27 protein-coding genes are annotated in these 23703 nt (G+C 33.8%); 15 read left to right on the top strand and 12 right to left on the bottom strand.

Annotated elements, in window-relative coordinates:
• Window positions 1-30: 30 nt before the first annotated feature.
• The 5 genes from ABJD27_RS11120 to ABJD27_RS11100 all read right to left on the bottom strand — a co-directional run bounded on the left by ABJD27_RS11120 (window position 31) and on the right by ABJD27_RS11100 (window position 6768).
• Window positions 31-2997 carry a gliding motility-associated C-terminal domain-containing protein gene (locus ABJD27_RS11120; RefSeq protein WP_348173799.1) on the bottom strand — a complete coding sequence of 989 codons (2967 nt, stop codon included), beginning with the start codon at window positions 2995-2997 and terminating at the stop codon, window positions 31-33.
• 205 nt (window positions 2998-3202) lie between these two features.
• Window positions 3203-4039 (bottom strand): ABC transporter permease, encoded by an 837-nt coding sequence (locus ABJD27_RS11115; RefSeq protein ID WP_348173801.1) that lies wholly within the window; start codon window positions 4037-4039, stop codon window positions 3203-3205.
• A gap of 6 nt (window positions 4040-4045) precedes the next feature.
• Entirely contained in the window at window positions 4046-4945 is a 900-nt protein-coding gene (locus tag ABJD27_RS11110) for an ABC transporter ATP-binding protein (RefSeq protein WP_348173803.1), read from the bottom strand.
• A 210-nt stretch (window positions 4946-5155) separates the two neighbouring features.
• On the bottom strand, window positions 5156-6211 hold the full coding sequence (locus ABJD27_RS11105; protein ID WP_348173805.1) for a nucleoid-associated protein: 1056 nt from the start codon (window positions 6209-6211) through the stop codon (window positions 5156-5158).
• A 44-nt stretch (window positions 6212-6255) separates the two neighbouring features.
• Window positions 6256-6768 (bottom strand): hypothetical protein, encoded by a 513-nt coding sequence (locus ABJD27_RS11100; protein WP_348173807.1) that lies wholly within the window; start codon window positions 6766-6768, stop codon window positions 6256-6258.
• 222 nt (window positions 6769-6990) lie between these two features.
• Here ABJD27_RS11100 and ABJD27_RS11095 point away from each other — a divergent pair, with 222 nt between their 5' ends.
• The 5 genes from ABJD27_RS11095 to ABJD27_RS11075 all read left to right on the top strand — a co-directional run bounded on the left by ABJD27_RS11095 (window position 6991) and on the right by ABJD27_RS11075 (window position 11377).
• A complete protein-coding gene (locus ABJD27_RS11095; RefSeq protein ID WP_348173809.1) occupies window positions 6991-7536 on the top strand; it encodes a hypothetical protein in 546 nt (181 codons plus the stop codon).
• Window positions 7537-7593: 57 nt separating this feature from the next.
• Window positions 7594-8082 carry a hypothetical protein gene (locus tag ABJD27_RS11090; protein ID WP_348173811.1) on the top strand — a complete coding sequence of 163 codons (489 nt, stop codon included), beginning with the start codon at window positions 7594-7596 and terminating at the stop codon, window positions 8080-8082.
• 111 nt (window positions 8083-8193) lie between these two features.
• Window positions 8194-8946 (top strand): hypothetical protein, encoded by a 753-nt coding sequence (locus ABJD27_RS11085; protein WP_348173813.1) that lies wholly within the window; start codon window positions 8194-8196, stop codon window positions 8944-8946.
• A gap of 465 nt (window positions 8947-9411) precedes the next feature.
• Window positions 9412-10170 (top strand): GDSL-type esterase/lipase family protein, encoded by a 759-nt coding sequence (locus tag ABJD27_RS11080; protein WP_348173815.1) that lies wholly within the window; start codon window positions 9412-9414, stop codon window positions 10168-10170.
• A 124-nt stretch (window positions 10171-10294) separates the two neighbouring features.
• Window positions 10295-11377 (top strand): amidohydrolase family protein, encoded by a 1083-nt coding sequence (locus ABJD27_RS11075; protein ID WP_348173817.1) that lies wholly within the window; start codon window positions 10295-10297, stop codon window positions 11375-11377.
• On the opposite strand, the gene ABJD27_RS11070 is transcribed toward ABJD27_RS11075, so the two are convergent.
• The gene (locus ABJD27_RS11070; protein WP_348173819.1) at window positions 11378-11884 is read right to left on the bottom strand and encodes a hypothetical protein; all 507 of its coding nucleotides are present in this window, start codon (window positions 11882-11884) and stop codon (window positions 11378-11380) included.
• Window positions 11885-11984: 100 nt separating this feature from the next.
• Here ABJD27_RS11070 and ABJD27_RS11065 point away from each other — a divergent pair, with 100 nt between their 5' ends.
• Both ABJD27_RS11065 and ABJD27_RS11060 read left to right on the top strand, forming a co-directional pair.
• Complete coding sequence (locus ABJD27_RS11065; RefSeq protein WP_348173821.1) at window positions 11985-12395, top strand: FKBP-type peptidyl-prolyl cis-trans isomerase; 411 nt, start codon at window positions 11985-11987, stop codon at window positions 12393-12395.
• Window positions 12396-12407: 12 nt separating this feature from the next.
• Entirely contained in the window at window positions 12408-12884 is a 477-nt protein-coding gene (locus ABJD27_RS11060) for a nuclear transport factor 2 family protein (RefSeq protein WP_348173823.1), read from the top strand.
• A 152-nt stretch (window positions 12885-13036) separates the two neighbouring features.
• Here the strand turns inward: ABJD27_RS11060 and guaB are convergent, their stop codons facing one another.
• Window positions 13037-14509: an IMP dehydrogenase gene (guaB, locus tag ABJD27_RS11055; protein ID WP_348173825.1), complete on the bottom strand. Its 1473-nt coding sequence runs from the start codon at window positions 14507-14509 to the stop codon at window positions 13037-13039.
• Between the two features lie 231 nt (window positions 14510-14740).
• Between guaB and ABJD27_RS11050 the strand changes: the two genes are divergently transcribed.
• Window positions 14741-15361 carry an HD domain-containing protein gene (locus tag ABJD27_RS11050; protein WP_348173827.1) on the top strand — a complete coding sequence of 207 codons (621 nt, stop codon included), beginning with the start codon at window positions 14741-14743 and terminating at the stop codon, window positions 15359-15361.
• Here ABJD27_RS11050 and ABJD27_RS11045 read toward each other — a convergent pair.
• From ABJD27_RS11045 to ABJD27_RS11030, 4 genes are all read right to left on the bottom strand, one after another.
• The gene (locus ABJD27_RS11045) at window positions 15333-15794 is read right to left on the bottom strand and encodes a hypothetical protein (protein WP_348173828.1); all 462 of its coding nucleotides are present in this window, start codon (window positions 15792-15794) and stop codon (window positions 15333-15335) included. The genes ABJD27_RS11050 and ABJD27_RS11045 overlap by 29 nt on opposite strands.
• 210 nt (window positions 15795-16004) lie before the next feature.
• A complete protein-coding gene (locus ABJD27_RS11040) occupies window positions 16005-16493 on the bottom strand; it encodes a hypothetical protein (RefSeq protein WP_348173830.1) in 489 nt (162 codons plus the stop codon).
• On the bottom strand, window positions 16493-17014 hold the full coding sequence (locus ABJD27_RS11035) for an FMN-binding protein (protein ID WP_348173832.1): 522 nt from the start codon (window positions 17012-17014) through the stop codon (window positions 16493-16495). The genes ABJD27_RS11040 and ABJD27_RS11035 overlap by 1 nt, the downstream gene beginning before the upstream one ends.
• Before the next feature lie 194 nt (window positions 17015-17208).
• Entirely contained in the window at window positions 17209-18387 is a 1179-nt protein-coding gene (locus ABJD27_RS11030) for a hypothetical protein (protein ID WP_348202039.1), read from the bottom strand.
• A gap of 208 nt (window positions 18388-18595) precedes the next feature.
• On the opposite strand from ABJD27_RS11030, the gene ABJD27_RS11025 reads away from it, so the two are divergent.
• The 7 genes from ABJD27_RS11025 (at window position 18596) to ABJD27_RS10995 (ending at window position 23202) form a co-directional block, all read left to right on the top strand.
• Window positions 18596-19336 (top strand): protein phosphatase 2C domain-containing protein, encoded by a 741-nt coding sequence (locus ABJD27_RS11025; RefSeq protein ID WP_348166799.1) that lies wholly within the window; start codon window positions 18596-18598, stop codon window positions 19334-19336.
• A complete protein-coding gene (locus ABJD27_RS11020) occupies window positions 19333-19905 on the top strand; it encodes a CPCC family cysteine-rich protein (protein WP_348166797.1) in 573 nt (190 codons plus the stop codon). The genes ABJD27_RS11025 and ABJD27_RS11020 overlap by 4 nt, the downstream gene beginning before the upstream one ends.
• A gap of 53 nt (window positions 19906-19958) precedes the next feature.
• Window positions 19959-20360, top strand: a complete 402-nt coding sequence (locus ABJD27_RS11015; RefSeq protein WP_348166794.1) for an RDD family protein — start codon at window positions 19959-19961, stop codon at window positions 20358-20360.
• Window positions 20357-20776, top strand: coding sequence for a hypothetical protein (locus tag ABJD27_RS11010; RefSeq protein ID WP_348166791.1), 420 nt, complete (start codon window positions 20357-20359; stop codon window positions 20774-20776). Before ABJD27_RS11015 ends, ABJD27_RS11010 begins: the two co-directional genes overlap by 4 nt.
• Window positions 20776-21186 carry a VOC family protein gene (locus tag ABJD27_RS11005; RefSeq protein ID WP_348166789.1) on the top strand — a complete coding sequence of 137 codons (411 nt, stop codon included), beginning with the start codon at window positions 20776-20778 and terminating at the stop codon, window positions 21184-21186. The genes ABJD27_RS11010 and ABJD27_RS11005 overlap by 1 nt, the downstream gene beginning before the upstream one ends.
• A 427-nt stretch (window positions 21187-21613) precedes the next feature.
• Entirely contained in the window at window positions 21614-21961 is a 348-nt protein-coding gene (locus tag ABJD27_RS11000; RefSeq protein WP_348166786.1) for a YciI family protein, read from the top strand.
• Between the two features lie 2 nt (window positions 21962-21963).
• The gene (locus tag ABJD27_RS10995) at window positions 21964-23202 is read left to right on the top strand and encodes a sigma-70 family RNA polymerase sigma factor (protein ID WP_348166783.1); all 1239 of its coding nucleotides are present in this window, start codon (window positions 21964-21966) and stop codon (window positions 23200-23202) included.
• On the opposite strand, the gene ABJD27_RS10990 is transcribed toward ABJD27_RS10995, so the two are convergent.
• Window positions 23170-23628 carry a hypothetical protein gene (locus ABJD27_RS10990; RefSeq protein ID WP_348166781.1) on the bottom strand — a complete coding sequence of 153 codons (459 nt, stop codon included), beginning with the start codon at window positions 23626-23628 and terminating at the stop codon, window positions 23170-23172. The two genes, ABJD27_RS10995 and ABJD27_RS10990, sit on opposite strands and share 33 nt — an antisense overlap.
• Between the last annotated feature and the right edge of the window lie 75 nt (window positions 23629-23703).

The following is a 23703-nucleotide window of genomic DNA, read 5'->3' as shown; positions in this document are numbered from 1 at the left end:
ATTTAACAAGTATTTGTAAGAATTTCAAACTTATCGGTTTAAATATACCCAACCTACCATATCATCAAAGTTTGAATCTCTAAGTTTAAGTACCCAAAAGTACACTCCTGTGGGTGCTTCATTACCTCCTATTCCTTCATTAGGCATTCCATCCCAGAATGGAGTTTCGTTATCTCCTTTATAGATAAGATTTCCTAATCTTGAATAGATGCTAAGTTCATAATTAAAAATATCTTTAATGCCCGTAATTTCAAAAGTATCGTTTATATCATCATTATTAGGAGAAAAACCGTCTGGAACAAATGGTGGACAATTTTCTACACGTATATCTAGAAGTGCTATATTATAACATACAGTAGTATCTATAGTGTTGTCTATACGTATAAAGATCGTTTGAGGGTTTGTAAGATTCGTATATACAAAAGGATCTGTAATTTCATTTACTTCATTAAAAGCGTCATCTCCATTAAGATAATATCCTGTGATTGATTCATCATCTAGTAAAACAATATTTTCTTCGGTTATACTAAGATCAAAAATAGCCATTTCATTTCCTTCATTACACATAAGTATTTCTGGTACCACCTGTGGTGGATCAATGGTAAGAACTTCTATATCAAAAATTGCTAGATCAAAACAATTTGGGTTTAATGGGTTTTCTAATCGTACATAAACAGTTTCTGGGCTCGTTATATTTTGATAATTTATAGGATCATCTATAGCATCTATATCATTTTGAGCATCTCCAATAGTATGATGATATGTTATGGTAAAACTTTCTTGACCAGAAAGAATCTCAGTTTCTTGCTCTGTTAAATTAAAAATTAAAAATCCATCATTACTGCTGTCATCACAAAGAGCACGATCTTCTAATGGAGGAATTATGGGTTGGTCAAATATTTCTATTGTAAATGAATCTACTGTAAAACATAGTGTATCGCCATCTTGTACGATGCGTACATATATGGTTTGCGGGGATACTGTATTTTCAAAGTTATCTGGATTTAAAATAGGATTCTCTCCTAGTATTGCTTCTTCTTCATTTACGTGAAAAGTGACTGTTACTTGGGTTTGGTTTCCAATAGCTAGTATTTCATTACTGGTAAGGTCAATAATAGATGTTCCATCATTTCCTTGGTCATCACATATAGCAAAGTCTTCTAGTTCACTTGCAATGATAGGGACATCCTCTACAAAAACTTCGAATTCGGAAATATCAAAACAATCATTAGCCAGTGTATTTGTAAGTCGGACATAAATCGTCTGAGGGTTTGATATATTTTGATAAGCTGTTATACTTACAATGGGATTTGTTAGGTTTTCTGCATCAGTAAGTGTTGTATGAAAGGATATTGCAACATTAGTCTGCCCGTCTATAATGGTTGCGTTTTGAGATGCTAAATTAAATGTAGCAACACCATCATTACTAAGATCATCACATAAAATTAGATCATCCAGAATTGGAATTATGGGTTGTGCATCTACTTGTAACATAAAAGATTCTATACGGATACATAAGGGGTCTATCTCTAAGCTAAATCGTACAAAAATTTGTTGCGGATTTATCGTATTCTCAAAAGTATCAGGGTTTAGAATAGGGTTATTACCTGTCAAAGCATCTGCTTGTGTAAGATGATAACTCACTATAATTCCTGTTTGTCCTCCTAGGGCAAGATCTCCATTTATAGTAAGATCAAAGGTTGCTATCTGGTCATTGCTCACATCATCACAAACGGTAAGGTTCTGTAATGGTATTATAATATCTATTGCTGTGAGGTTTACCGTTATTCCTAAAGACTCATTATTTATTTCACTTGTCTCAGTCACGATACCATTTCCAGTCCCATTATCATCTACAACAGCAATCAGGGTAAAAATATCTGGAATCCCATTGGGAATTGTGATGGTAGTCATTCCTATAATAGATGCATTAGGTAAGACTTCTAGGTTAGTAGTTGTTGTGCCTGCAAGTGTTCCATTAGCATAAAAAGCAATAGGGGTTCCTACTGGTAAAGGATCTGTACCTAAATTTGACACTGTATAAGAAACATCTACATCCCTACTACCGCAATTTACAACGGCACTTTCTACATTTATAATACCATCTGGCAGCTGACTATTAAGTACCGTGATGATATTATTAATCATCACAAAATCTTGTCCAGACGTAAGCATAATAGTGGCCGAGGTATCTCCTATATTTATATTGTTTTCTATACTATAAAAATCAATATCCATATTATACAGATCGTCTTGTCCTGTAAAACTATTGGTTCCATTAAACTGGTTATCTGCCGGGTTTAGTGGAGGATTACTTAATATATTTCCATTAATAGATAGGGTTTCATTTACAGAGATACCTGCATCACCTTCCCAAGCAACAAATCCTATACGTGCATTCTCATTATCTAGTACATTGAGGTTTTCAAGTTCTATAGTAAGTTCATTATTAAACTGAGATACATTTTCTAATCCATCAAAGACATTTACAAGATTTAAAGGGAGGTCTGGGTCTTCAAAAATCACTGTGATTGCCCACCCAGCAAAGTTGGTTCCTGTAGGGCAAAAAGGAGGGATTGTCTCGGTAAGATCTAACTCACTAAAAATGTAGTCTCCTGATCCCGTATTTTGTACAATCGTTGTTACATCTACAAATCCTGCAAAAAACACGCGGGCATCATCTATTTGATCTGCAAAAGTACGCTCTGCTGTAAGTGGAGTACCATTAAGAGCGATATCAAAATCTCCAGTCCCTGATCCTGCCCAATACAAATATGCAGCTTCTACAGTTTGATCTGCTTCTAAGGTTAGTGTAGCCGAGCTTTCTGTAAGGATTTCGCAAGGAGCTCCTCCTCCATTTTCTGCCACATTAAGCGTGTTTCCTATAGCGGTATAATCAAAACGTCCTGCAAAAATGGTGAACTGCTCAATCTCTTGCGCTATAGCACAAGAAGACATAAAAAGAAAGAGTAGGATTCTAAAGTAGTTTTTTTGCATAACCATCTAGTTATCCTATAAATGTAAGATTTCTTTTCTTGATAGTCCATATCAAAATAACTTCAATAGTAATATCTTCTGGTTCGCTTTCGCGAAAACGTATAAATAAACATCACTTTATTTCATAAAAAGAGTCAAGACCATATCATATCGTCTTGACTCTTTTTATGTCATTATTTATTTTCGCGAAAGCGAAAACAACATTTTATAAATCTCTTTTCTTAAGTAAGGCGTGTGATCCATAAATGAATAAGAATATCCAAACACACACAATAAGTACTTCATACCAATGTACTGCATAATCTATACCTACATCTGCATTTAATTGATTTGCCGCAGTTTGAACAAAATTTAATCGCTCAAAAGGACGATCTATCAAATTACTCATAGACCATAAAGGAAAAAACTGACTTACATTATCTGCGATATCTGTCCCTTTAAAGAATTGCCATTTAAATAAAGCATATACAATGTTTTCTATAATCCACCAGATAAACAAGAATCCAAGTGCAAAAGCAGATCGCTTTACCAGTACTCCTAAAAATAAACAGAAAGAGAAGAAAGCTACTAGCTTTAAGAAATAAGCAACAATAAACTCTGTATCCTGAATAACAATACTAAATTCATTAAAGTCTGAAAAAGAGTATCCTAAAATAAGGGTCATCACAAGGATGAAGATCGTTGAAATAAGTGCAAATACACTTACTGTTATAAATTTACTGAGTATAAATTCTCCTTTACTTAAACCATCTATAAGGTTTTGTTTTAAGGTTCTATTACTGTATTCATTTGCAACCATGGACACAATAACAACAGCTAAAAAGAATTTGAGCGTGGCTGCCATATAGGTGTTAAAGTGCCAGATAAATGGAAAGTTAAAGATTCCTTGATCTGCAATACGTACTTTGATATCTCCTATATTAAATTCTATAGAGACAATAAGTGCTATAAATAATAGTATTATAAAATAAGCAATGGTAAGTACCTTGGCAGATTTATTATACTTCAGTTTTTGAAATTCTATATTGAGTAGACGTAACATAGTGGTTTAGTTTAGGTTGTTAGTAAGTTGTAAAAATTGCTCTTCTAAGCTTTCTTTACGTTGTACAAGATGACTAAGAACGATGCCTTGTGCATGAAGTTGTGCATTTAGTTCGTTTGCACTAAGCGGACTCTTTAAAAATCCTGTCACAAGGTCTCCTTCTGTTTTTACCTCCCCAAACATAGGATTACTCTCAAGGTACTCTTCTAACTTCTTTGTATCATCACACTTCAATTCGAAGAAGCCATGACTTGCATTCATCGCATCTACACGTCCAGCATATAACTTTACTCCTTTACGTAAAATCACTACATGACTACATACTTTTTCTACCTCATCTAGTAAGTGAGAGGCTAGTAAAATAGTCGTTCCCATAGAAGCAATCTTTTTAATAATCTCACGTATTTGATGAATTCCTTGCGGATCAAGACCATTGGTCGGTTCATCAAGAATTAAGATTTGCGGATCGTTTAATAGTGCCGAAGCAATAGCAAGACGTTGTTTCATCCCTAATGAATAGGTTCTGAATTTACTATTCTTACGTTCTAATAAACCTACAACATCTAGCTTCTCGTCTATCTTATCTGTAGCCACGCCTTTAATTTTACAAACCAATGCTAGGTTTTGAGCTGCTGTCATATAAGGATAAAAGTTAGGTCGCTCGATGATGGCGCCTACTTTTTTAAGGGCATTATGCGTAGAGTCTGATCCATCAAACCAATGATAGTCACCTCGAGTTGCATTTACAACATTAAGAACCATTCCTAGTGTAGTTGATTTACCACTACCATTGGGTCCTAAAATACCATATACGTTGCCTTTTTCTATTGTAAATGAGAGATCATTTACTGCTCGTACCGAACCATAATGTTTGGTGAGCTTGTTAAGTGTAAGTATTGTTTCCAAAGAGATATTGTTTTTTGATTGTTTCGTTATTTATGAGCCATATTATTTATGACATAATAGCCATCTCCTAATATATCGGATATGAACTAGACGGACAAGCTCACTTTTTGTTACAAAAAAAGTCTTGCGTTGCAAGACTTTTAAGTATTATAATGATTTGTAACAGAAGCCATACAAGGCTATCAGCCTCTCTCTAGTCAAAGAAGTATTTTAATTCTGTTCTTTATTAAAATAAACTAAATAGTAATACATCTGTTTTTCTTCATCCCAACCTTTTTCTACAAACTTCTCAGCACTTTCTGGATTAATAAAATCAAGTTTAATCTGGATATTAGTATCCAATTGAATTAAGTTCTTAATTTTTTTACGTTGTGAACTTACCGCTTTGTTGTTAATAGAAAACTCCGTAAGGTCTTCTATTTTATACTTAGGTGCTTGTTCTGTTTTATAATGTTTAAACTCAGGGATTAAGTCAGGATTATCTAGTACCTCATTTACAAAAGCACTTTCTTCAAAAGCATCGTTTTTGGCAAAATGATTTACGGCACGGTTCATAAATAAGACTTCTTCCTTCTTATCCTCGGCAGGAAGTACTACATCTTTTGCAAAGTCTTGACAGAATTTAAGATACTTCTTAGTATAAAAGCTATCATCTTCAAAAATCTCTACACCTAAGAAGTTCTCAAGCCAATATTTGGTATCATATCGATTTGAGTCTACAGAAAGTACTTTGTATCCTTCTTCTGCTTTATGATTAATAATCAAGCAACCTTTGTCTAGTTTATTAAGGTTAATTCCCTGTTCTAGCATCATTTCTAGGTTGGAACCGCTTTCGCGAAACTGTAAAAAGTCTTGCTTTAACTCACTTTTAAAAATTCCAATCGCATCCGTCTTAATGTTATCTATCGTTACATTTTCTAAATGTGCGATATACAACTCTCCAGATTTGATATGTGGGTGTTCACTTTGTTCATATAGATGTTTTGCTATCTCTTCAGAAAGTAAATGCGTAGCTGAAGGGTTTTCAAAAATCTTTTGGGTGATCCCAAATAATGTATGAAATTCAAGATCTGCTTCGTGATCAAAGCGATAATAGTTCTCCTCTTTTTCTCTAAAGGGTTTAAAGAAGAATTCCTTAATCAGTGGTGTTATCTCATCACTTAAAGGATAGGGATCATTAGACACAAAAAGTCCCTCTGCTTTACTTTTATTACCTACTCTATGAATAGAAAGAGATTCTATCTGCGCATTATATAAGTTAATCATGTAATTGGTTTGTTGTTGTCGTTAATATGTACTTTCCCTAAAACTTAATTCCAGTTATTTTGATCGAAATTAAGGTTGTCTAGATCGTCTATATCTAGATCGTCTTCAAATTCTGGTCCCATATCATCTTCATCTGCTTCAAAAGTAATCTCTGGAGCTTCATCAGGAATTTGTCCATGTACAAACATTAAGTTAGGATACGTAACCCCTTCCTCTCGTTCTGCGATCTCTCCAAGTTCAACCATAAAACGCCACATACTTAAAAAATCATATACATATAGCATACGTGTTTCTGCCTCACTGATCACATCTTCGACTAAAGTTTCACTCATCAAACGTACATCTGTTGTGCCATCACTCATATCAAAAAGCGAGATTTCCTGCCCTTGGTTCCATTGGTCATCGCTCTTATAAAAAGAAGCCATCTCACCACCATCAAAACCAAAAGACTGATTAATCGCATTGTGCAAATCTTCAAGACTCGCCTGCTGATCAATCTCTAAGTCTCTAAATACATCTTCTTCCGTATCTAGAATGACTCTAAAACGATATATCATATCCTACAAATTTTTGGTCTGTAAAGATACTAATACCTTTAGGAGTATAGGTGCTGTAAGGGTAAGAAGTTATTAAGAGATTTTAGAATACATTATGAGTGAGTCGTATATCTACATCTCATAATATTACATGTAAAGCTCTTTCAATATATTACTGACTTACAATTAATTAAATCATTTTTGGTACATTGTAGTTACAATCCAGTATAAAATATTGTAAAAATGAATTTACCAGGCCTCTTAGTCGAATATTTGATTAATGGATGTATCGCATTATTATGGCTTGTAAGTTTTACAACTCCAGATGCTTTGGAAAGCTTTCATAATGCAGAGAAAATCTTATTAATTCCAATAGCGTATGTAATCGGTATGTTTATAGATTATATCGCTTGGTTTCTAACAAAGCCTATTAAAAAACTGATCAGAAATAGTGCTTTAAATTCATTAAAGAAAGCATTTAAAGAAAGTAACAGTTCTATAGATATAAATCAATACGCTTATTTTTGGGAGGAAAAAGTAGAAATCGAAAAAAATTATCCTGATTTAAATAAAGAAATACGAAGTAGAAGTAGTAGAGATCGTGTAGCACGAGGTACTATTATAAACTTAATAGCATTGTCTATTTGTTATTGGAGTATGCTATCTTGGATATGGATTATTTTAATAGGCATCTCCATCTTAATGTGGATACGCTTTGAACATTATAATAGATGCTTTGAAATTAGAGCAGCTATATCTATACGTACTAGTAAAGATCATGCTGATTAATTGATATATATAGGTTAGAAAAAACATATGTTATTTAAAAAGAGAAAAGAGAATAAAATGACGACAGAGGAATTTAATGAAATATATGATCACTCATTAGATGAAGACCTCAGAAAGACTATAAATAAATTAGTAGACATTCAACGTAAGGCACGATATCAAGAAGTTGAGAAACAAGTTGAACAACTTGTAAAAAAACTATTAAAAATAGATCTCCAAAGTATTATTTTAACATATACAAGTTGCATGAATTTTGAATGGCCTCAAGAATTAAAACGACGCTCATTTGAAGAATATGCTGTTATAGAACTAATCTGCGAAAAATATGGTTCTGATAGTTGTTCTATATTGGATTTTATATTATTTGACAATGAAGATAGTTATCTAGATATAAGACATCTTCATTCTGGTGCTATACATTTGCTTATTATCTTAGCATTACGAGATATTCGAAAAAATAGTACTCTAAAAAAAATAAAAGAAAATAGTGATAAAGTATATTATATACACAGTAGAACAGAAGAACTATTTAATAGTTTAATGTAATTAAAGTATACTATGAATTACTTGTTATAGCTATTAATGATATTGACGCTTTCATAAAGAAGAACACTTTTACTTGGTGTCAAAGAGTAAGTAATATATTGTATAGAGCATATGGGTTGGAAATCATCTTTAATCATCATAGAAAACAAGGAACACTTTACAGATGAAGAGGCAGTATTAAAAGCCATTGGAAAAGGCGGATATACCTTTGACAAAGAACTCACACTTGATGCATGTATTTATCCCAATGATGGCTCTATAAATATTGGGTATTACAACAGTAATATGATCATCAGTGATGATTACCAAATCACTACAAATGCATTAGAAAGAGCAACGTCATTACAACTCACAAAAGAAGAAAAAGGACTCACCTCATTATTTCCAAAGGCAGAAATTGTAAGTGTCGCTTGTCATAGCGTTGTTAATTATCACGGATATTCCCTCATACAAAATGGTGCAAAAAAGAGATTAAAAATCATTTCTTCGGATACCCCACTTATTGAATTTGGAGAAAAAATGGAGGAAGAACAAGAAATTTACAAAACCTCATATTCCAGAGATGGAAAAAACTATTGGAAAGATACGTATGATCCAGAAGAAGAGCTCACTGAAGATCAACTTATGGAAGAATTTACATTTGGGATTGCAAAAAGAAGGCTTGGCGTATCACTAGATAAAGAAGACGGAGAAGAACTGCTCTTTGAGAAAGTGCTTTTTAAAAAGTATATAAACACAAATCAAGCTGTTGATGTTACAACTACAAAAAAGCATCAAAGAAAAGTAACCTGGATTAAATATGGAATAATCGTTCTCATTCTCATCATACTACAAATTTTAAAGAGAGTTATATTTGGATCATAGTATTCACTATAGCATCGCTTTCGCGAAAGCAAAAAATGCATACTAATAAGAAAGTATCATCTCAAATATACCTAAATGTTAAATGCGGTTTTCACGCACCTCATTTCTTAGAATTTCATAGTAATAAGGCGTATCTTCATAGTCCCAAATCAATTTTATATTATTATGACTAAACCTCCATTTTTCCGCTACCAGTACATTCCTATTTTCCGTATATGCCTTATCACATAAGAGAAAGAGAATAATCACCTAATACACTTTCTAGCAACAATATGCATGCTTTTCATAGCAGTTTTCTATTTCGGACCCGAAATAGAAGGACACGATAGCATGTACCATAAACTCATCTAGAAAACTTAGTGTTTATTAATAAAGATATACAACCTACCTGTCTTTATTTGAGGTGACTCTCTATTGCCTATTCTGAATACAAAACCTCACTAAAATTATAAATCCTCACACAGAATGCTTTCTGTATTAATCTCCCAAATCAATATGTATACCTTTAAAAAAAACTACCTCATACTTCTATTTCTTTCCTTGCTTATTTTTAATTCTTGTGCTATAGATGATTCTATTCCAGATGATCCCATTTCAGAATTAAACATATTAACTTTAGGAGATTCTAGAGTTAAAGGCTTACCTCCTACACATCAAAGCTATCGTTATGAACTCTGGAAAGACTTAATTGACCATGATTGGACTATAGATTTTATAGGGCCAGAAATCGAATCTAATACGTATCCTGAATATGCCGGATTAGAGTTTGACGGAAATCATGGCGCATATGGTGGATATACAACCTTAGATATGTTGCAGTCCCTTCAAGAGATGCTACCAACATTAGAAACGCCTGATATTGTATTACTGGGGATAGGTGGCGTAGATTTAATACTCACTGGCGATGTAGAAACTGCCATTGCAAACATTTACGAAATTATAACTGTTTTACAATCTAACAATCCTGACGTTACGATCTTTTTAGAACAAATAGCGCCGGGCGTAATAAACCTTAAATCTCAAGATATTCTTCAAGATTTTAATGACGCTATTGGAGCTCTTCCTATATTTACAACAACGACAACCTCCACAGTTGTCTCGGTAGATATGGCAACAGGCTGGTCAAATGCTTTTCTAGCAGATAATGTACATTATAATGAATTAGGAGCCAAAGTTGTTGCAGATAGGTACTTTGATGCTATAGATGAACATGTAGAACAGTAGCTCTAGTGTGTAATCATGATTTTATAGATTATTTTTTAATTAAGAACGTTAAACCTATTTTAAAGTTTAAGCATTCATCAATTATAGATAGTAACTTTATCCTTTTGTATCTAAACACATATCTATGTATAAAAAAGTACTCCTCCTAACCATAGGCATTCTATCTATTTCTATACAAGCTCAAGATTTGAGTTTTGAAGAATATAATCCAACCTCAACATTAGTGGTTCCTGGTGAGATTGTAAAAAAGGCAAAATTTCCATTTATAGATGTACATGGACATCAATATCGCATGCCTAATCAAAATCTTACCCCTGTCATTGCAGCGATGGATACTCTTAATATGGGGATTATGGTAAACCTAAGTGGTCGTTCTGGAAAAGATTTACAAAAATCTGTACAAAACATAGCCGACCACTATCCTAATCGATTTGTTGTTTTTGCAAACATAGATTTTAAAAAGATAGGCAATACGGGATGGACTGAAGAAACGGTAGCACAGTTAGAAAAAGATGTACAAAACGGAGCTAGAGGTTTAAAAATTTATAAAAGTTTAGGACTACGTAATAAAGATACAAATGGTAAACGAGTGGCTGTAGATGATCCTCGCTTAGATCCTATCTGGGCAAAATGTGGCGAATTAGGAATTCCAGTATTAATTCATACAGCAGACCCTAAGTCATTTTGGGATGAATTTGATGGAGATAATGAGCGTTGGTTAGAATTAAAGACACGTCCCAATAGAAAAAGAGACGCAGATAATCCTGCTCCATGGGAAACACTTATCGCAGAGCAACATCATATGTTTAAAAAACATCCTAAAACAACGTTTATAAATGCGCATATGGGATGGTATGCAAATAATCTTCCTAAGTTGAGTCAGCTCCTAGACGAAATGCCCAATATGAATGTAGGTATTGGAGCTATCATTGCCGAGTTAGGACGTCAACCACGTCAAGCAAAAGCATTCTTTATTAAATATCAAGATCGCATCTTATTTGGGAAAGATAGCTGGAAACCAGAAGAGTTCCCAACGTATTTTAGAGTATTAGAAAGTGATGATGAGTATTTTCCTTATCACAAGAAATACCATGCGTTTTGGGCCATGTATGGTTTAGACTTGCCAGATGACGTACTTAAAAAAGTATATTATAAAAATGCATTACGTATTGTTCCCGGACTAGACAAGACATTATTTCCAGAATAATTACCAATGAAAGTCTCGATCTTCGACTTCTAGATCTTCACGTACAAGATAATCGGTAATGATGCGCTTTTCATTAAACTGTTTATGTTTAAAAGAGAGTGTTAGCGAGTCATTACTCAGGTGTAATATTTTAAAAAATTTATAATCCTCTTCTTGACTCAATAATTCAGGGATTTTATCTCCTGCAAGTCGTAAGTAAGAATGTCCATTTTCTGACGTAGTAATTTTCCAACTAGCTTCTAATGACGGTCCACAATTTTTAAGGGAAGAGTTATTATCACGTACGAGTCCGCTTTCGCGAAAGCATTGCCTGTATCCTAAAAAACAATCTCCCATATTCATGCGTGCCTCCCCATTATATCTCCTTGCTATCTTCCACGTTTTAATAGAGTCTGCCGTTAGTAAAGTTTCTGCATTCTCAGGTAATAAATAAGGAGTCTTCGGTTCCTCTTTACAGGACGTCGCAACTAAAACAATAAAAAAATAGAAGAATACATGCTTTTTCATATCCCTAAAATAAGGATAATATATAGTTATAATGTAGTATTATACAGATTGCTACATATTATAGATAGTATTGTATCTTAGAAAATAAATTATAATAATTATGAAATTACTAATTGTCATACTCTTCTCTGTATTATCTATGAGTTGTCAAAAAGATAATTCTCGACAAGATCCTATGATTACGACACCTTCTGGATTACAATATCAGATTTTAAAAGAAGGGTCTGGAGAAGGAGCAAAAATAGGACAAGATGTAAAAATACACGAAAATACTTCCTATAGAGATGGGACGCTTATTTTCTCTTCAGAGAACATGGAACCCATACAATTTACCTTAGGCGGTACTATGGTAATAAAAGGCGTAGATGAGGGAGTACAAGGAATGAAAAAAGGAGAGATTCGTAAACTTATAGTTCCAACCTCATTAAGCAAACGTACTAGTTATCCTCCCATTTTATCTAAAGACTCTATTCTTGTCTATAATGTAACGCTTATAGATATTGTAAACTAAAAGTAAACACACATGAAAGAAACTATAAAACAGTTTTATACTGCTTTTGCAGCAACAGATCCTGAAGCAATGATTGCCTGTTACCATAAAGATATTCATTTTGAAGATCCAGCATTTGGAATTCTTAAAGGTGAACACGCAGGTAATATGTGGCGTATGCTATGTGCTTCTCAAAAAGGAAAAGAATTTACAGTAACCTTTTCTGACATTACATATCAAGAAAGAATAGGGAGTGCACATTGGGAAGCTCAGTATCATTTTAGTAAAACAGGAAGAAAAGTACATAATAAGATAGATGCTACTTTTGAATTTAAAGATGGGAAAATCATCAAGCATATAGATACATTTAATCTACATCGTTGGGCAAGTCAAGCTATGGGATTTAAAGGGATGCTCTTAGGAGGAACTTCCTTCTTTAAGAAAAAGTTACTCGCACAAACCCAAAAAGCGCTTGGTCAATTTGAAGCAAAACAAAACGAAGCTTTCTAAAAAAGTAACTTAATATGTCATTCTGAATTTATTTCAGAATCTTATCAAGCTAATTACCAATGTAATGAGAAACTGAAACAAGTTCAGTTTGACGGAAATCACATCTTTTTAGACAGCTTCTTTTTGTTTTATGAAAGAATATAAATTGTTTATTATCTACTGTAATTAGGTGCTTCTTTGGTAATTGTCACATCGTGTGGATGACTCTCATTAATACCACTCGCTGTAATTTTCACAAAACGACCATTTTCTTTTAATGCTTCTATAGTACCAGCTCCACAATATCCCATCCCTGCACGCAAACCACCTACAAATTGGTGGATACTCTCGTTAAGTTCTCCTTTATAAGGGACACGTCCTACAATTCCTTCAGGAACTAGTTTCTTAATATCATCCTCTACATCTTGGAAATAACGATCTTTTGATCCTTGCTTCATTGCTTCTACAGACCCCATTCCGCGATATGATTTAAACTTACGTCCTTCATAAATAATGGTTTCTCCTGGAGATTCTTTGGTACCTGCTAGTAATGACCCTAACATTACACAATCGGCTCCAGCAGCAATTGCTTTTGGAATATCTCCTGTATAACGTATTCCTCCATCTGCAATAACAGGAACACCAGATCCCTTAATCGCTGCGGCACATTCTAATACTGCAGAAAACTGAGGAAATCCAACCCCAGCGACAACACGTGTTGTACAGATAGATCCTGGTCCTATTCCTACTTTTACAGCATCGGCTCCAGCTTCTACAAGATATTTTGCAGCAGCTCCTGTTGCTATATTTCCTACTACACAATCTAAATCTGGATATGCAGCTTTTACAGCTTTAAGAACAGCAACCACTCCTTTGGTATGTCCGTGAGCGGTATCTATCACAATAGCATCTACACCAGCTGCTACAAGTGCACCTGCACGCTCTACAGCATCACCCGTTACTCCAATAGCTGCGGCTACACGTAAACGTCCGTACTTATCTTTATTTGCATTAGGCTTTAAGGTTAGTTTTGTAATATCTCTGAATGTAATCAGACCTACCAATGTATTATCATCTGTAACAACTGGAAGTTTTTCTATTTTATGATCTTGAAGTATGATCTCAGCTTGTTGAAGCGATGTCCCTTCTCCTGCAGTTACTAGGTTCTCTGATGTCATTACTTCAGAAACAGGACGGTCGTTATCTTTTTCAAAACGAAGATCTCTATTGGTTACAATTCCTAATAATTTCCCAGCATCGTCTACGATTGGGATTCCTCCAATACTATGCTCACGCATGGCATTTTTTGCATCCTGGACGATAGAACTTAATGGTAATGTCACTGGATCTATAATCATTCCGCTTTCTGCACGCTTTACTTTACGCACTTTCATCGCTTGACGTTCTATCGTCATATTTTTATGTAGTACACCTATTCCTCCTTCTTGAGCAATAGCTATAGCCATACGACTTTCTGTAACAGTATCCATCGCAGCAGATACAATAGGAACATTAAGTGTAATATTTTTAGTAAATTTTGCTTGTATACTTACTTCTCTTGGGAGTACTTCAGAAAAGGCAGGGACTAGAAGTACGTCGTCATATGTAAGACCTTCTCCTAAGATTTTGTTCTCGTGTGCAGTCATCGCAATTATGTTTTTATATCGCTTTCGCGAAAGCGCAAAAACTAAGAAAAGTTTCTGCTAGTTCACATGTAATTGCGTGCAAAGATACAGATAAATAAACTAGCTTGTTATAACATTCTATTTATTTCAAAAAAGTTAATTAATCCATAATTTTAACATATTCAAATATGAATCATCCGTTTTATACGTTTTACTACAAGAATTTCATTTACATATCGCATTTATACTATCATGATTAAAGAAATAGAAAACTATTGCAGTAATTTGTTATCAACCTCAAAGTGCAAAGAATTACCTTTTCATAACCTTATACATACACAAGAAGTTGTTCAAAATGTAGCATATATAGCTGCAGCTATGGGTATCAACAAAGCAAATAAAGATATACTCTTGATTGCTGCTTGGTTTCATGACACTGGTTTTTCAAAAAAATATAGAGGGCATGAAGATGAAAGCAAAAATATAGCTATAAAATACCTCTCAAAATTGGGAGCTAAAGATGAACTAATTAAAAGCGTTTGTCTTTGTATAGATGCAACTAAAATGCCCCAGAACCCAACAATTCCATTAGCAAAAATACTATGTGATGCAGATATTTTTCATGTAAGTACTCCCCATTTTTATTACCGTAAAATCTTATTAAGAAGAGAATGGGAAGTGTATTGTAACATGAATATGACAGACAAAGAATGGCATGAGTTAAATCTTGAGTTTCTAAAAAGTCACAATTTTAAAAGTAATTATGGTAAGAATGTTCTAGAAAAAGGAAAACAAGAGAATATAAAAAAAGTGCAACAAATACTAGCCTATTACGATCGATCAACTATCTCTTACGAGCTGTCAATCCCTTAGGAATGAAGGTATCTTCTTCATCATACAAACTGATATAAAAAATCAAAGGTTCGTTTAACCCCTCGTACGTAAGTTGGTATTTATCAAGCAATGCATAGTCTCCAAAAAGTGCATTTTCGGTTTTATAACCACAACAACTTCCTAAACGCGCATATCGCACTACTTCTCCATTAGGTCCAGCTAATGAGGCAAAATAGCGTATCTGGTTACGCGCTCCATCTGTACTCTTCCCTCCTATCATAATAGGGTTCTTTTCAGAATATCCATACGTAGCATCTTCGGATACAGTCGTAATATCAAGAAAGGGTGCAACATTTTCACTAGAATACATAGGTAACTGACCATTAACTCTCGTCGTTGAAGTTACTTTATTTGATGATCCACAAGAAAGGCAGCATACTGCTACACATAACATAAGTACTAATTTTTTCATTCGTTTTGATTTTATGTTCTTCAAAATTAACAAAAGGAATGCCAAATTAGTAGGTACAATGAGTGTATGAGTATCCTGAATTAGGGAACTTATAAAAAAATTTAGTTGTCATTATGCTGTTCTCATATTGTTTTCTTATTCATCTGATACAGATTTTACCCAACTTGAAAGTGTAGGAGATATTTATAAGGAAATACCACCTTTAAAGGATTAAGCTTTTTTAAGAAGTTGTTGAAACACAATAAGAATACCTATCGTAAAACTAAGGGTCATAAGCATTCCAGAGATCATAATGATATACTTAAACCAGTGAACTCCTGACCAGAGTAAATAAATCCCTCCAAAAGTAACAATGACAGATATAAAAGGTTCTATCATTAAAAAGGTTTTCAATTTTTTATTTATAGACGTAGTTGCTAGAATACCACCTAGTAAAAAGAAAATAAATGACATAGAGAGGATATGCGTATGCACAATAGTGAGCATTTCTCGCGCCCCTTTTTCAAATTTCATAACCTCAGCATCTTCTATTTCTTCATTTCCTAAATAATTTTCTTGAATCCCCGCAGGAGCCATTTGTTCGGTTTGATTTACAAATAGTAATCCTGTATAAAAACCAACACTTAATACAATAACAAACGTCGCGATAAATAGTTTTATCTCCTTAGGAAATTGATGTATCCGACCGTGTAACTGCATTAAAGAACGTTATTTTCTTGAAGTGTCCCGATGCTTTGAAGTACATCATTTATAGCATTGGTCATAGAACGTACTGAGATAGTCGCTCCGCTTATAGGAGTAATATCTTGAGGGAATTTTATTTCTGAACCTCCAGATTTCCCATTAAATTGTTTTAACCAGCGTTTACTTCCTATCTCTCCTCCATACTCTTCTCGGTAGATCAATACTTTGCTTTTTATTACAATAAAATCTGCATCAAAAAGAATAAGATAATCAAAAGTAGCCGTCTTACTAGGAGCATTGCCTAAGTATGCATATCCAAGTGTACCGCTTGTATCTGTAATTTTAAAAAGATTTTCTTTAAAATCTGAAGGGACTTTTGCGTCTTGGTCTGCAGCAATGGTGATCAATTCCTTTGAGAACTCTTCGGTTTCGAAATAATGTATAATCGCTTTATCTATTTTCTTCTCAAGCTTAGGCGATATAGAAAAGGCCGTAGAGAAAAAACAAATAACTAAAAGAAAAAAGACGTTCTTCATAAGGCTACAAAAATACTTATTTATATTGGTTATAAATAAGTATTTTACATTAAATTTTTAACAAAATAATCTTGTTAAGTCGAGCTTGCCAAAGGCTTAATTCTAGGGTATTTGACAAGCTCTATTTTAACAAAACCCCTCGCAATAAGCGAGGGTTATATATAAGAAAACACCCCCCAGTGCCTTCTATGATATTAAAACCAAACTCCGATTCCGAAGTTTAAACGGTCTGCTACATTATCTCCAGATAGTTTATTATCTCTAAACTGGTAATCTCCTTTTACAACAACTCCTGGTGCAATATGGTACGATAAACCAGCTGTGATATCTGTACGATTATACGCATCATTACGTTCAAGAGTTCCTTCTGTACTTGCATGCGTATCGTAATTTTCATAACGTGTAAAAGCAATAAGACGTTGTTCTTTGGTTTGTGGTAGTAAATTATATCCAGCCTCTAAGTACCATCCTTGTAATGCACTTCCTAGATCTCTTCCTGTTGCAATATTATACTCATCTGTATCACTAAGAGATGAATATATAAACTGTCCTCTAGCCGTAAAACGTTGGTATGCATATCTAAAATCAAGACCTCCCATGGCTATACCAATATCTGATCCTTCAAGTTCTTCTACATCATCATCTGCTTGTGTTCTTCCAAAATATCCTGCAAGACCCAGACGTAATCCTGGGATTCCGTAGTATTCCCATTTTGTAGAAAACGTAGGGCTATCTACCGTAGATCTGATTCCTCTCTGACGACCACCTCTAAGACCATTTGATCCTCTTAACAAACCGTTTACACCACCTTCTCCATCTAATCCTGAAGAACGAAATCCATTAAAAATATAAGCTTGGTACCCTATAGAATATTCATTAAGACGTCCCGTAACTCCAATACCTATTTCTCTCCAAGTAGTAGGAACAATCACATTATCTACTGCTGGACGTTCTGTCCCATTAAAGGTTGTAGGTTCGTGGTATTCATTTACAATTCCCATTGGAACAAGCATTAAACCACCACGTATACTTATATTACTTCCTACATTATAGTTTACAAAAGCTTGCTCTACAAAAACTTCATTTACATGCTCAAATTCGATCTCAGTAATAAACTGTGTTTTATCATTAAACTTATATCCAAAAAGTAATACAAGACGTTGTACATCTAATTCTCCATTGTCTCCTTCTGGTTGGTTATAGGTTAACTCTCCATAGGCACTTACCGTAACGGCATTTGCATAGTTTCCGGCGATTAACTTCTGAGCAGTATTTAATTGTTTTTGCGGATCAAAAGTAATAGAGTCTTGCTTTGTTTGCGCTTTCGCGAAAGCGGATAAAAGAACAAGAACAGTAAATATTCTAAGTTTCATATTGTTTTTATTTAGACTGATTATAAATAGTATTTCAAATTCAGGTGCAAAAATATGAGGAATCATGATTCTGACCAAGCTTATTTTTAATTATTCTAAATAAACTTAAAAATTTAACATTTTGACACTCCTAGAAGATCATATGAATCGTATCAAAAACCCAATACATATCTTGGATAGCACGAATATTATATAGACTTTTATAGCAATGAAAATATACTCAACACTCCACATTGGAGAATTTCACACAAACCATTGCGAAGACTTTTTAATTAATGAACAAATAACTTCTAATCAAAGACTAGTTGCTGTGCTTGACGGTTGTACTATGGCCAAAGAATCGGTTTTTGCATCTATGCTTTATGGAAAGATTCTTAGAAATATTGCTAAAAATGCGTTCTATCAAGAATTCATTGTTTCCAATAAAATCAGTTTGAAAATGACACTAAAGAGTGTTATTCAGGAATTAATCATAGAAACCGTAAAGATTAAAAATCAACTTGGCTTAGAAATTAATGAACTACTATCTACCGTTATTCTAGGTGTTATTGATACAGATACTTCTGCTGCTGAATTTATAACGGTTGGAGATGGTTTGATCTATAAAGATGGAGATATCTATGAATATGAACAGGATGATAAACCTGATTATCTAGGGTATCACCTCTCCGAAGATTTTGAAACTTGGTATAAAAACCAAGACCAAACATTATCCATTTCTAACTTTACTGATCTTTCCCTTTGTACAGATGGCATTTACACATTCAAAAACCTTGAAAGTAAAAACAAACAAAAACCTGAATCAGAGATTATTCAATATTTATTGTCAGATACTGAACATAAGGAGTATGATAATTTCTTAGATCGGAAAATCCGTTTTTTAAAAGATCAAGAACAACATGTGGTTACTGATGATCTTGCTATTATTAGAATCATACACACTTTATGAAAACTACCATAGAAAGAACTAAGGCAAAAGAGCTCATTGTCAAGAGTCAATATAATCGATTAGAAAACCACAAGAAACTTGAAATTCTTGAAACTGGATATCCTCATCTTGATGATGCTGATGATATAGACGAATTTATAAAAGATGGAGATTTACCTCAATTGGATGAAGAAATCATTACGATTATAAAGTCAAAAGAGTATTTAAGAATTCCATTCCACAAAGGGTTAGACCCTCTTTTTATAGAATATTTAATGAGTGATCTTTATGGAGTGACCAACGCATATTTAGCACTACTCCTTAATGATAGAAAAGGCATGTATGAAGTTACTGGAGAAATTGACCAATTAGGTATTTGTCCTTGTTACTTATATCACGCTATAGGGTATGGTGAAGATGGGTTTCATGATATTTGTTCTATATGTTTTTGGGAAAATGGCGGAATTGGACCTAATGGTATTCCTCTTGAAAAAGCACAAGAAAATTTTAAAAATCTAGGCGCAATGGATGCGTCTTCATTACAGTTTATTGATCCTGCTGGTAAGATTAAGTATAAGAGAAATATATAACTTCCTACATTATAAGGATAAAGACTATATTTAATAGCATATATGATATAACAATGACACAACAATACGCAGGACTTCTGGATAGAATAAAAGCTTATACTATAGATATGATATTAATTATCGTTCTTATGTACTTTTTTTCTGAAGTAACAGCATCATTTACAGAAGTACCCAATTATGTAAGAATCATACTATTTTCCATTCTTTTTGTATTCTATGACCCTCTTTTTGTAAGTATCTCTGGCGGAACTGTGGGACATACTTTTATGGACATTTCAGTAAGGCAAGAGGTAAATTCATCAAAAAAAATAAGCTTCCCATCTGCTTTATTTCGTTTTATAGTAAAATTCCTATTAGGGTGGCTATCATTTATTACTATAGGTAGTAAGAAGAAAAAAGCAATACACGATAAAGCTGTAGGTTCTGTAGTCATCAAATTGAGTATTAAAAAATGAAAATAGTATACATCAAACAAAACTGGTCAGGTTATTTTACGTATCCTGTCTATGATGAAAAAGGCAATCTATTAGATGATGTAGAAGATCGTATTCCTTGTGAAATGTCAATTCAGATACACGATGGAACATTTACAGGAATTGCTACAGATGAAGAGTCAAAGCATCTTTTTGACAAACCAGCTACCATAAAAGGGTTTATAGAAAAAAACCTTATTAGTTTTACGATGCAGTATCCTTGCCTATATTATACAAACGAGCAAGGAGAACTCGCTATAGATTCTCATAAAGAACATCCTGAAATACGATATACCGGTTTTTTAAATGATATAGAAAACGAAATCATAGGAGAATGGGAAATAGGTACATTGCCAGGAGAAAGTGATTGGGGTGAATTTGAATTAAAAAAAATATAATGGAAGACTTTACAATAGATCATATAGATCACGTTGCTATACGCGTAAAAGACCTTGAAGTTTCTGCTGCTTGGTACACAAAGGTTTTAGGTCTTACAAGAAAAACAGTTCCAGAATGGGGAGCATTCCCTATCTTTATGTTAGCCCATAAAACAGGTGTTGCATTATTCCCTGCGCATCTAGATGATCCTATATTAGAAACTACTTCAAAAAATATAAAAATTGATCATTTTGCTTTTCACGTAAGTGCAGAAAATTTTGCGAAAGCAAGAAAAAAATATGATGCATTACAACTCACATATAACTTTCAAGATCATCACTATTTCCATTCTATATATACTAAAGACCCAGATGGACATACGGTAGAACTTACAACCGTAATTGGTAATTCAGATTCGTTTTACTCCTAAAACAGTACTTACAAAGTATCAAAGCAAAACATATACATGGAAAAAGCCTTCTTTTTAAGAAGGCTTTCCTTATACAAATTTCAATATGTTTCTTTTTAGAGACATCTAGGGACTGTCGATGTTTACTTTATGTTTCATTTTGAAATAGGTTAAGTTATTTAAACAACTAACGGTTGTTCACTTTTTTTATTGTGTATCATTATACTTCTATAATCAAAGAATATACCAGCAATGAGTTACAAAAAAATAAGTGCAGTGTTGACAGTTGTTATCTCTATTATTGAGGTTTAGAATGAGCACTTATTAAAAAATATTTTATCTTATCTTCATATAAGGATTATCTCGATTTTATAAAAAAATAAAAAATATGTCCCCCTTTATAAAAACAGCTTCGTCTTAAAAGTATACAATCTTAAAAACAACAATTATGAAAGAATTTATGATGATTTTTACGGGAGCAGATTATGCAGATCTTGGTTTATCTCCAGAAGAATTACAAAGCCGTATGGGCAAATGGTTTGCTTGGGGAGATAAAATGGAAAAAGCTGGTGTTTTACGTGGCGGTAAAGCACTAACACCTAGCATACGCAGAGTTTCTGGAGAAAACAGAACAGTAACAGATCTTACCTCTGCCGAGGTAAAAGAAATTGTAGGTGGCTATTATCTTGTAGAAGCAAAAGACTTTGATCACGTACAAGACATTGCACAAGACTTCCCAGATTATGACTTAGGAGGTACTGTAGAGATTCGTGAGATTATGGTTTTTGATAAATAAACATGGAACCAAAACTTATAGACCATCTTTTCAGGCACCACTACGGGAAGATGGTCTCTGTTTTGGTACGTATTTTTGGACTGGCACATCTTGAAACTATAGAAGATGCTATTCAAGATACCTTTATAAAAGCATCGACCTCTTGGAAAAATAATCCTCCAGAACATCCAGAAGCTTGGCTTACAAAAGCTGCAAAAAATAGAGTACTCGATGTATTTAGAAAATTAAAAGCAGAGCACAAACGGATTCCCGACATTACCTCAGGAACAGAAGCCATTGCGATACAAGAATTATTTTTAGACAATGAGATAGAAGATAGTCAACTACGTATGATCTTTACAGCTTGTCACCCACAGCTTAACCCAAAAGATCGCATCTCATTTGCATTAAAAACAGTCTCTGGTTTTAGTAGTAAAGAGATTGCAGCCGCATTACTCACTAAAGAGGAAACCATCAAAAAACGACTAAGTCGTGCTAGAGTTTCTATCCAAAAAGGAAACATCTCTTTTGAAATCCCACAAGGCAAAGCTTTATCTGAGCGATTAAATAGTGCTATGGAAGTACTCTATCTTATTTTTAATGAAGGGTTTCATTCTACAAAAAAAGAAATGCTTGTACGTAAAGAACTCTGCGCCGAAGCAATGCGACTCTGCAAGATGCTACTCACTCATAAAAGTACGCAAACTCCAAAAATCTATGCTCTATTTGCCTTGATGTGTTTTCATGCAGCACGTATAGAGTCCAAAACCAATCATCAAAATGAGCTTCTTGATTTACGTGACCAAGATCGCTCATTATGGCATTTTCCATTAATTAAATTGGGAAATACAGCAATGCATAAAGCAGTAGAGGACACTTCCTTTTCTTCCTATCATTATGAAGCAGCGATTGCAGCCGAACATCTTAAAGCTGCTACGTTTGAAAAAACAAATTGGAAAACAATTTTAAAATGGTATGAATGTCTGTATGAATTAAACCCTACGCCCATACATATACTCAATATGGCGGTTGTTCAATTACAAGATGGCCGCTTTCGCGAAAGCTATCAACTCCTACAACAATTAGACCCAGAAACCTTAGGTCAACGTACCTATCTATACCATGCAACGCTTTCTGATTACTATCTAACACAAAAAGAATATCCAAATGCAATTACACATATTGATATTGCATTACGTTTGGTAACAAATAAGCAAGAAAAAAACTATTTAGAGAAAAAGAGAATCTCGTTGATTCTGTAAGTTATTTTTAGTATCGTGCAACACTTTTTCTGCCCACACCATCGCTTCTTCTAATCCATTACTATACAACTTAAAAGGTTTTCTACAAAAGATTTGCTCTATAGCCGTTGTAGAAGGATCTGTTCCAGCTGGTACAACAATAGAGAGTGCTTTTAAGGTTTTGATCTTATGCAAGTATTCATAATCTGTAGGTGTCACAGAGTAAGAGTTAACACGATTAGAAATATACACCCAAGGGCGATTTTTAAATGCTAATAAACCTTTAAAAAGGAGAGATGCCGCCGAAGCATACGACAAATTTACGCCTTCATTTACCTCCACAACAGCAATATTTTTGTTGTAAATATAAACAGTGGCAATCTTACTTGTAATGATTTTCGTTAGTTGAAAAGCATCACTTAGGTTATGAGGATTTAGGGACTCCATCAAGAGCAATATATGGTTCTTTTTCAAGAAAAGCAAAACCTCTAGATTCTTAGAATGTCCTATTCTTAAAAAGAA

The organism is Dokdonia sp., assembly GCF_039945015.1.
Taxonomy (GTDB): domain Bacteria; phylum Bacteroidota; class Bacteroidia; order Flavobacteriales; family Flavobacteriaceae; genus Dokdonia.
This window is presented reverse-complemented; position numbering and strand designations above follow the sequence as displayed.

Bases quoted from the DNA above. Each gene is read 5' to 3' on its own strand.
- ABJD27_RS11060 (WP_348173823.1), top strand. From the start codon at position 12,408: ATGAAAGAAACTATAAAACAGTTTTATACTGCTTTTGCAGCAACAGAT.
- ABJD27_RS11115 (WP_348173801.1), bottom strand. From the start codon at position 4,039: ATGTTACGTCTACTCAATATAGAATTTCAAAAACTGAAGTATAATAAA.
- ABJD27_RS11105 (WP_348173805.1), bottom strand. From the start codon at position 6,211: ATGATTAACTTATATAATGCGCAGATAGAATCTCTTTCTATTCATAGA.
- ABJD27_RS11045 (WP_348173828.1), bottom strand. From the start codon at position 15,794: ATGAAAAAATTAGTACTTATGTTATGTGTAGCAGTATGCTGCCTTTCT.
- ABJD27_RS10990 (WP_348166781.1), bottom strand. From the start codon at position 23,628: ATGGAGTCCCTAAATCCTCATAACCTAAGTGATGCTTTTCAACTAACG.
- ABJD27_RS11080 (WP_348173815.1), top strand. From the start codon at position 9,412: ATGCTTTCTGTATTAATCTCCCAAATCAATATGTATACCTTTAAAAAA.
- ABJD27_RS11030 (WP_348202039.1), bottom strand. From the start codon at position 18,387: ATGAAACTTAGAATATTTACTGTTCTTGTTCTTTTATCCGCTTTCGCG.
- guaB (WP_348173825.1), bottom strand. From the start codon at position 14,509: ATGACTGCACACGAGAACAAAATCTTAGGAGAAGGTCTTACATATGAC.
- ABJD27_RS11000 (WP_348166786.1), top strand. From the start codon at position 21,614: ATGAAAGAATTTATGATGATTTTTACGGGAGCAGATTATGCAGATCTT.
- ABJD27_RS11090 (WP_348173811.1), top strand. From the start codon at position 7,594: ATGACGACAGAGGAATTTAATGAAATATATGATCACTCATTAGATGAA.
- ABJD27_RS11065 (WP_348173821.1), top strand. From the start codon at position 11,985: ATGAAATTACTAATTGTCATACTCTTCTCTGTATTATCTATGAGTTGT.
- ABJD27_RS11020 (WP_348166797.1), top strand. From the start codon at position 19,333: ATGAAAACTACCATAGAAAGAACTAAGGCAAAAGAGCTCATTGTCAAG.
- ABJD27_RS11025 (WP_348166799.1), top strand. From the start codon at position 18,596: ATGAAAATATACTCAACACTCCACATTGGAGAATTTCACACAAACCAT.
- ABJD27_RS11010 (WP_348166791.1), top strand. From the start codon at position 20,357: ATGAAAATAGTATACATCAAACAAAACTGGTCAGGTTATTTTACGTAT.
- ABJD27_RS11040 (WP_348173830.1), bottom strand. From the start codon at position 16,493: ATGCAGTTACACGGTCGGATACATCAATTTCCTAAGGAGATAAAACTA.
- ABJD27_RS11075 (WP_348173817.1), top strand. From the start codon at position 10,295: ATGTATAAAAAAGTACTCCTCCTAACCATAGGCATTCTATCTATTTCT.
- ABJD27_RS11100 (WP_348173807.1), bottom strand. From the start codon at position 6,768: ATGATATATCGTTTTAGAGTCATTCTAGATACGGAAGAAGATGTATTT.
- ABJD27_RS11070 (WP_348173819.1), bottom strand. From the start codon at position 11,884: ATGAAAAAGCATGTATTCTTCTATTTTTTTATTGTTTTAGTTGCGACG.
- ABJD27_RS10995 (WP_348166783.1), top strand. From the start codon at position 21,964: ATGGAACCAAAACTTATAGACCATCTTTTCAGGCACCACTACGGGAAG.
- ABJD27_RS11050 (WP_348173827.1), top strand. From the start codon at position 14,741: ATGATTAAAGAAATAGAAAACTATTGCAGTAATTTGTTATCAACCTCA.
- ABJD27_RS11015 (WP_348166794.1), top strand. From the start codon at position 19,959: ATGACACAACAATACGCAGGACTTCTGGATAGAATAAAAGCTTATACT.
- ABJD27_RS11035 (WP_348173832.1), bottom strand. From the start codon at position 17,014: ATGAAGAACGTCTTTTTTCTTTTAGTTATTTGTTTTTTCTCTACGGCC.
- ABJD27_RS11095 (WP_348173809.1), top strand. From the start codon at position 6,991: ATGAATTTACCAGGCCTCTTAGTCGAATATTTGATTAATGGATGTATC.
- ABJD27_RS11120 (WP_348173799.1), bottom strand. From the start codon at position 2,997: ATGCAAAAAAACTACTTTAGAATCCTACTCTTTCTTTTTATGTCTTCT.
- ABJD27_RS11005 (WP_348166789.1), top strand. From the start codon at position 20,776: ATGGAAGACTTTACAATAGATCATATAGATCACGTTGCTATACGCGTA.
- ABJD27_RS11085 (WP_348173813.1), top strand. From the start codon at position 8,194: ATGGGTTGGAAATCATCTTTAATCATCATAGAAAACAAGGAACACTTT.